At 37.3% G+C, this 5,993-nt stretch carries 6 protein-coding genes; 2 read left to right on the top strand and 4 right to left on the bottom strand.

Annotated features, from left to right (window positions below):
* Nucleotides 1-58: 58 nt before the first annotated feature.
* The 4 genes from GNF10_RS34225 to GNF10_RS39115 form a co-directional block, all read right to left on the bottom strand.
* Complete coding sequence (locus tag GNF10_RS34225; protein ID WP_185593135.1) at nt 59-853, bottom strand: TniQ family protein; 795 nt, start codon at nt 851-853, stop codon at nt 59-61.
* 18 nt (nt 854-871) lie between these two features.
* Nucleotides 872-1,888 (bottom strand): TniB family NTP-binding protein, encoded by a 1,017-nt coding sequence (locus tag GNF10_RS34220; protein ID WP_230967361.1) that lies wholly within the window; start codon nt 1,886-1,888, stop codon nt 872-874.
* A 4-nt stretch (nt 1,889-1,892) separates the two neighbouring features.
* Entirely contained in the window at nt 1,893-3,983 is a 2,091-nt protein-coding gene (locus tag GNF10_RS34215; RefSeq protein ID WP_260446368.1) for a DDE-type integrase/transposase/recombinase, read from the bottom strand.
* Between the two features lie 512 nt (nt 3,984-4,495).
* Complete coding sequence (locus tag GNF10_RS39115) at nt 4,496-4,711, bottom strand: TnsA endonuclease N-terminal domain-containing protein (protein ID WP_185585473.1); 216 nt, start codon at nt 4,709-4,711, stop codon at nt 4,496-4,498.
* A gap of 428 nt (nt 4,712-5,139) precedes the next feature.
* Between GNF10_RS39115 and GNF10_RS34205 the strand changes: the two genes are divergently transcribed.
* A complete protein-coding gene (locus GNF10_RS34205) occupies nt 5,140-5,592 on the top strand; it encodes a tyrosine-type recombinase/integrase (RefSeq protein ID WP_185585472.1) in 453 nt (150 codons plus the stop codon).
* 3 nt (nt 5,593-5,595) lie between these two features.
* A partial coding sequence (locus GNF10_RS34200) for a hypothetical protein (RefSeq protein ID WP_185607401.1) occupies nt 5,596-5,993 on the top strand: 398 nt, incomplete at its 3' end.

Below are 5,993 nucleotides of genomic sequence, written 5' to 3'. Positions count from 1 at the left end.
TTTGTTCTCGTAAGCCACACGCGAACAAATTATGATTTATTCCACTATCTATTTTCCCTTAACCGAGCAGTATTGAGTCCCAACCAAGTAATGTATGCAGTTCTAATAAAGGGAAAAATACGTAATCACTAATTATCGTATCTTTAGCTATTAAACCTTCAAATAAATCATAATAATAACCAGATAAATTATCTCGGTCTGATGCTTTTAAATTTTCTAAATACTGAATGTCATCAGTATAGTTAACTAAATCTATCTCAGGGACTTGACAGAGCAGAGAAATTTGGTAGGACAAAGCATACTGTTCAGCGCTGATAGTAGTTATAGAAGAATTACGTAAATCAAATCCACACTTGCATTTGAGTAATTTAGCTCTAAAAAACTGAATAGACTGATGACAATTAGGACACTTTTCAATTAGAAAACATTTATGGAAAGGACATCCTGTAACACTATGCAGATGCCACACTTGACGATAATAAGGCGATAACTGCAAACAAACAGGGCATAATCTTGGGCCTTGTTTGCGAAGAAACCTAACTGGAATATTCTCTCCAAATGCTTGAACAATAGTTGTATATAAAAATTTAGTCTTGCCAAGAGCCACAGAACTAAATGCCATCGACCAAAGAGTTTTTTCTGACACTCCAGTAATATGACTTAGCAAACATAAGCTATCGAATTGAGGATAAAAGATATTGGCATACCTTTCTGTCTTTGTTAACCCAGAAACTTTTAAAATATAATCGGGAGAAGAGTAATAATTACTATCAGCGAGTCGGGCAATGTACCCAACTAAACTTTCATCAGCGTAAGGATGAGGGCGGCGTAAAAGTTTGTTATCAGTGTACAAGCTAACTCCCTCCTTCTCCTATTTATGTAAAATGTCAGATGCCTTTGTTGAGCGAGTTTTTGGTTTAATTCTGCGATTAGTAGCTTCTAACGTTGAAAATTCTTGTAAGGAATAAACTTGCTTTTCATATAAGAGATATTCATCAGTAAGGAAAGGGTTATGCTTGTGCAGCTTATCTGCTTTTACATACTTGTCAAATGCAGTAGCTAAAACATTTAAATCAAGTTTCTCTAACCCTTGACTAAGTGCTAAATAAGTCCCATAACGAATTAGTTTCATCACATAAGCAACAACACCGTCAGATGCGTAGTAAAAACGCAGGGACATTTCTTCACTAGCTAAACAAGATTCATCACTCAAGGGAAGTTGTGATTCCACTGCATGTATAAAAGTCCGAAATTCTTTACCAGAATCTGCTTTCCATTCAAAAGGGCTGAGAGTATATCTATTAGTAAACCTACGACTTAGCTGAGAGTTAAAATTAAAAACTGCATTACTTTCTGGTAAACCAATTAAAATTATCGGAACTTTAGCATCTAAAATTAAATTTTTTAACCAGTCAGAAACAGTTTTTAGTACCTTAGCTGAATCTCGGTCAATAAAATGTTGAAATTCATCTAAAAAAATAAGTTCTACACCACAATCTTTCATCAATCCTATTAGCCTAATAGTCTGACTTCCTACTGTACCCTTATCATAAGCAGGATCTCCTAATTCCCAAAGAAGCTTAGTTACAACACTTTTGACTGTCGCTGGGGAAGGAATGGTAACAGACAATATCGGAACAACTGTACCAGTAGCTGTTTCATATCTGGGAGACTCTTGAATGTAACTTCTAAAAATAGTAGTTTTACCAGTTCCAGTTTCTCCTTGCAAAAATAAACAGTCTGGCTCATCTTTTAAGTTAGAAAAACGATGGCAATAATCAATAGCTGATAAAATCTCTTTGATGCGAGGATAGATAACATATATGTTATTAGCAAGATACAATCGCTCTGATAATGTCATTTTTAGCAAATGCTTTTTATCTAACATAGATTTATATCTCCGAATTTGGTAAACCTATACTAATATCCCACCCAGATAAATCTGGCTTCCACTCATCAGCCGCTTTGTCATTAATAGAAACTGTTTGCTCAACTTGAGATAAAGATTGTTGCTTTCGGGTATGTTTTCGCTTTTTTGGGGTTTTTAAGTTAACGTCAGTTGAATTTAGATATAATTCTTGATTTAACTCAACTTCAAAGGATGAGTTATCAGTATCTTTCTCATTAATCTGTGAGGATTCAGATAAATTAAAAGCACTACCAATGTCAGATACGCCTGCCATTGAACTATTATTAGATTCGTCCTCTATCAGGTGATGAATACTAGTAGTTAATGTTGGTGTTAGAGAATTTTCCGGTTTATCCCTGTTAAATCCTTCTCTTCCTATACCTTTCCACCTAGCCATTGCCGAACGAGTTTTACCTTTTTTAGTTAATAGCCATTCTCGTTCCACTATTTCTTGAATTTTCTTTTTAGCTAAAGCAAGGGCAACAATATCTACTTTTTTATACTCAATTGCTGCCAAATTCTTAATCACTTTGTGTTGCCACAGAGACAGTCCTTGAGTATAAGCATAAGATACAGCAGGTATGGCTATAAAATTGTCACAAGTTGGGTCAAAAGCATAGATACTGGATAAATCGAGAGGGTCAATTTTAATGGTCGCTTTCGCTCTGAATCGCTTACTAGAACTGCTTTTTTTATCTGATTTTTCAAAATCAGCACGTAACTGGACAAGTTCAGCACTATTGTAATAAAGTCCCTCAAACTCTATGCCTTTTATAGAAATAACTCGTTTCTCAATCCGTCCTAGCAAAACCCTTAATTCCTTATGTGAAGGTGGTAATGCAGGTGGATATTCTAATAATGCTTTTTCCCAAACCTCAGAACGGGGGCATTTAAATTCTGGATGAGCATCTTGATTATGAATATCAATGATAAATATATGAATCATTTCTTGTAAGGCATCAAATGAAACCACAGCATTTTTTTTAGGATCATAATCATATTGCTGCGTAAACTCTAAAAGGAAGTGTCCAGGTTGACCTCCCAATATTTTGGTATTTAACATCCCAAAAAATCTTTCGACCCCTGCTTTATACCAAGGCATTTTAGGTGGGGTATATTGAATGTGAATTTGAAGCTGGCTACAAGCATCCTTAAAGTGTTCGCTATAAAATTCCTTGCCATTATCGACTACCAGTGTTTCCATTAATCCATAGCTAGTCCAGTGATGCTCTACTTGAGGAAATTTACGTTTAACATAATCTTTAGGACGAATAGCATTGAGCAGACACTGCATCACACTCAATGAACTAAAAGGTTCAAAACTTAGATAATAACCAACAACTACACCTGAATATTTATCGATAGCAGAAGTTAATGCAGGAGTTCCTATTGGTAATCGAGTTTCCTCATCCACTACAAAAAATGGTAGTTTTGTATGGTCAATCTCTACTCTTTCTAAAGGACGAGTTACTCGCAGAGATTCTTGGCTTGCAGTATACATTTTATCTGCAAATTTAGAACCATATCTAGCCTTAACTTTTTCATAGGGTTCTAGTTTATAAATAGAGCGATAAATGGTTGTCCGATGCGGAATTTTTAATTTTTCTAATCCAATTTCTTCTCGAAATTTGTTTTCTTGTTCAAGGCTAGCGACCACTTCATCATAAACGGCATCCACACTGGCTCTAAATGGAGTTAGATAAATTTTTTTAACAGCTTTTTCTACTATTTCATTGACTTCAGCTTGTAACTTTGAGCGATAATCTCCACGACCTCTATAATTTGGTACTAGTGAGCGAATGTCTTTTCCTGAATACTCATAACCTTTTAGCCAACGATAAAGTGTAATGTGACTTGGCGGATGAGAATCATTAATTTTTTGAGATGTTTCTTTTATGATTGGACAGAGTAATTCTTTGGTGCGCCTGCTATCATTTTTCTCTAACACAGCAAGTACATATTGTTCTCTTCTTAGGGCTTCCTGCTTTAAATCTAAAGGAATTTGTGTAAAATCTGCGCCACAATAATTTTTTTTATTTGCTTTTGTAGTAGCTTGAAGATTTTCAAATTCCAATTCATCCTTGAAAAATAACTGAATTAAATCAGTTTGGGATATGCAGGATACATTCTCTGTTACGACATCACAAATTTGAAAGCTACCATCGGTTAATCTTTGTTTGATAGTATACTCTCGACCTTTCAACCAAAACTGTAACCCAATAAATAGTTTTACCCTACTCATATAGAAAACTCCAGTAGAGAAAGTGCTTTTTGATTTATATAGATTGGGCTATTTGAACTAATAGGTTGCTTTAAGTCAGTTTTCAGGAATCCTAGAAAAATTAATTTCAACAAAATATTTATACTAATTTGCTTAGGAGCTAAATCTAAAAGAGCAGTTTTTATTGATGTTGAAACCTGCCTTTGAAAATACTGATAGCAGTCTAGGGCATTATTGATACTTAACGGTTCACCAGCATATTTGTAAATAAGTTTGAGATTATTTAACTGCGGCTGAACTCGAATCATTGCATCCGTAACTACAACGAATTCCCAACCTTTCTCTTCACAGATCGGCGCGATGGGCTACGCCCCGCCGGAGGCGATCGCTCGGAATAAACTGAGATTTTTATCAGAATTTACTTTGCTTGCTGGTTTGACCTCGACAAGTAACTTTTTATGCCTGCCTTCAACCAAAAAATCAGGAGTATACCGTCGTTGACGGTTATTAAACGTGTAAAAGATGCTCAGTGGCTGGCTGTGGTACGACAGCACATCTGGGTCAGTTTCCAGTAGGTACATATAATCCCTCTCAATTAGGGACTCATACCATATACCTGTCTGCATTTTCAGGCTGGAAAAAAGACCAATGTTTTTCTTGCTGTTGGAGTTAGTTATTTTTCTAGCTGGGTTAGCCAAGCTGAACCTGCTCTTTCCAGACTTGAGCGGATTGAAGTCCGGTATTCTTAAAGATTATGCGATATGAAACGCATTTCACTTAGTCTGCAACAAAATTTCATTTAGTCCGCACAAATTTCACTTAGTCCGCACAAATTTCATTTAGTCTGCAAACCGACATTCATTTAGTCTGCAAACCGACAAAGGGAAGTAGTGTTAATCGTAGTTTATGGCGGATAAAAGATAAGGGTAGATTATTTTGTCTTACACCGCGATCGTGTATACTGAATTTTTAAATTCAGAGCCACCGAGTGCGATCGCGCAAGATTACTGTGAATAACCCTGAACTAAATAACTTACCTCCCATTAAACTTATTCCTCTGGACGCTGAAACTGCATCGCTCTCTGGACATACTAGAGTTACAAGACCACCCACCGATATTCGGTGGGTGAAAGTTCTGGAATTTTTACGCAGCAACAATCTCGCACCCAACAGCCGCAAGCTTTACGAACGCGAACTCAAAAGGTTTTTGGCGTGGAGTGAGCTGCACTATCATGAGCTACGCCCACGAATTGGTGAAATAGCTCACATTGAGGATTTACATCCTCATTCCTTTCGACATACTTACGCTACTGACTTATTGCTATTAGGAGTTGACCCCAGCCATGCACGAAAATTAACAGGGCATCAAAGCGAGAAAGCGTTTCGGCGCTATACCCTTCGCAGCGAACAAGAAGCTGCGATCGCTGCTTACTATCGTGCGATTGGCGAAGAAGCGGAGTAAGGTATGCCCAAGCCACTCGATCCCAAGTGTCAGTTATGCGCCAAGTTACCAACAACTCAAGCTAAAGTGCTGCATGGAACAGCAGGGGACGGGTGTTGGAATCCAAAAGTCTGTCATAATCGCCGTTCGTTTTACCGCCACCGTTCGCAGAATAATTCAGCAGAAATTGATTCAGTAACAGTCGAACCACCAACGACATATTTTGCAGTGCTGTATTTGTATAAAGAAGCGGGGGATAAACCATTGCACGCCTTGGGCGCAGAACTCTGGCTGGGGCAAAAACCTGTTTGTCGCTTAGAACCAATTCACTGCTTTGGGCTAACGGCTGGCAAGATCCGCGCCTATACAGATCAGGTGTTGCAGGCGTTTGCAAAACAATACAGTGTTTCACTATATCAATA

Origin of the sequence: Nostoc sp. UCD121, assembly GCF_014222285.1 — a bacterium.
Lineage (GTDB): Bacteria > Cyanobacteriota > Cyanobacteriia > Cyanobacteriales > Nostocaceae > Nostoc.
This window is presented reverse-complemented; position numbering and strand designations above follow the sequence as displayed.

Excerpts from the sequence above, each read along its gene's own strand:
- GNF10_RS34220 (WP_230967361.1), bottom strand. The coding sequence starts at position 1,888 with ATGTTAGATAAAAAGCATTTGCTAAAAATGACATTATCAGAGCGATTG.
- GNF10_RS39115 (WP_185585473.1), bottom strand. The coding sequence starts at position 4,711 with ATGTACCTACTGGAAACTGACCCAGATGTGCTGTCGTACCACAGCCAG.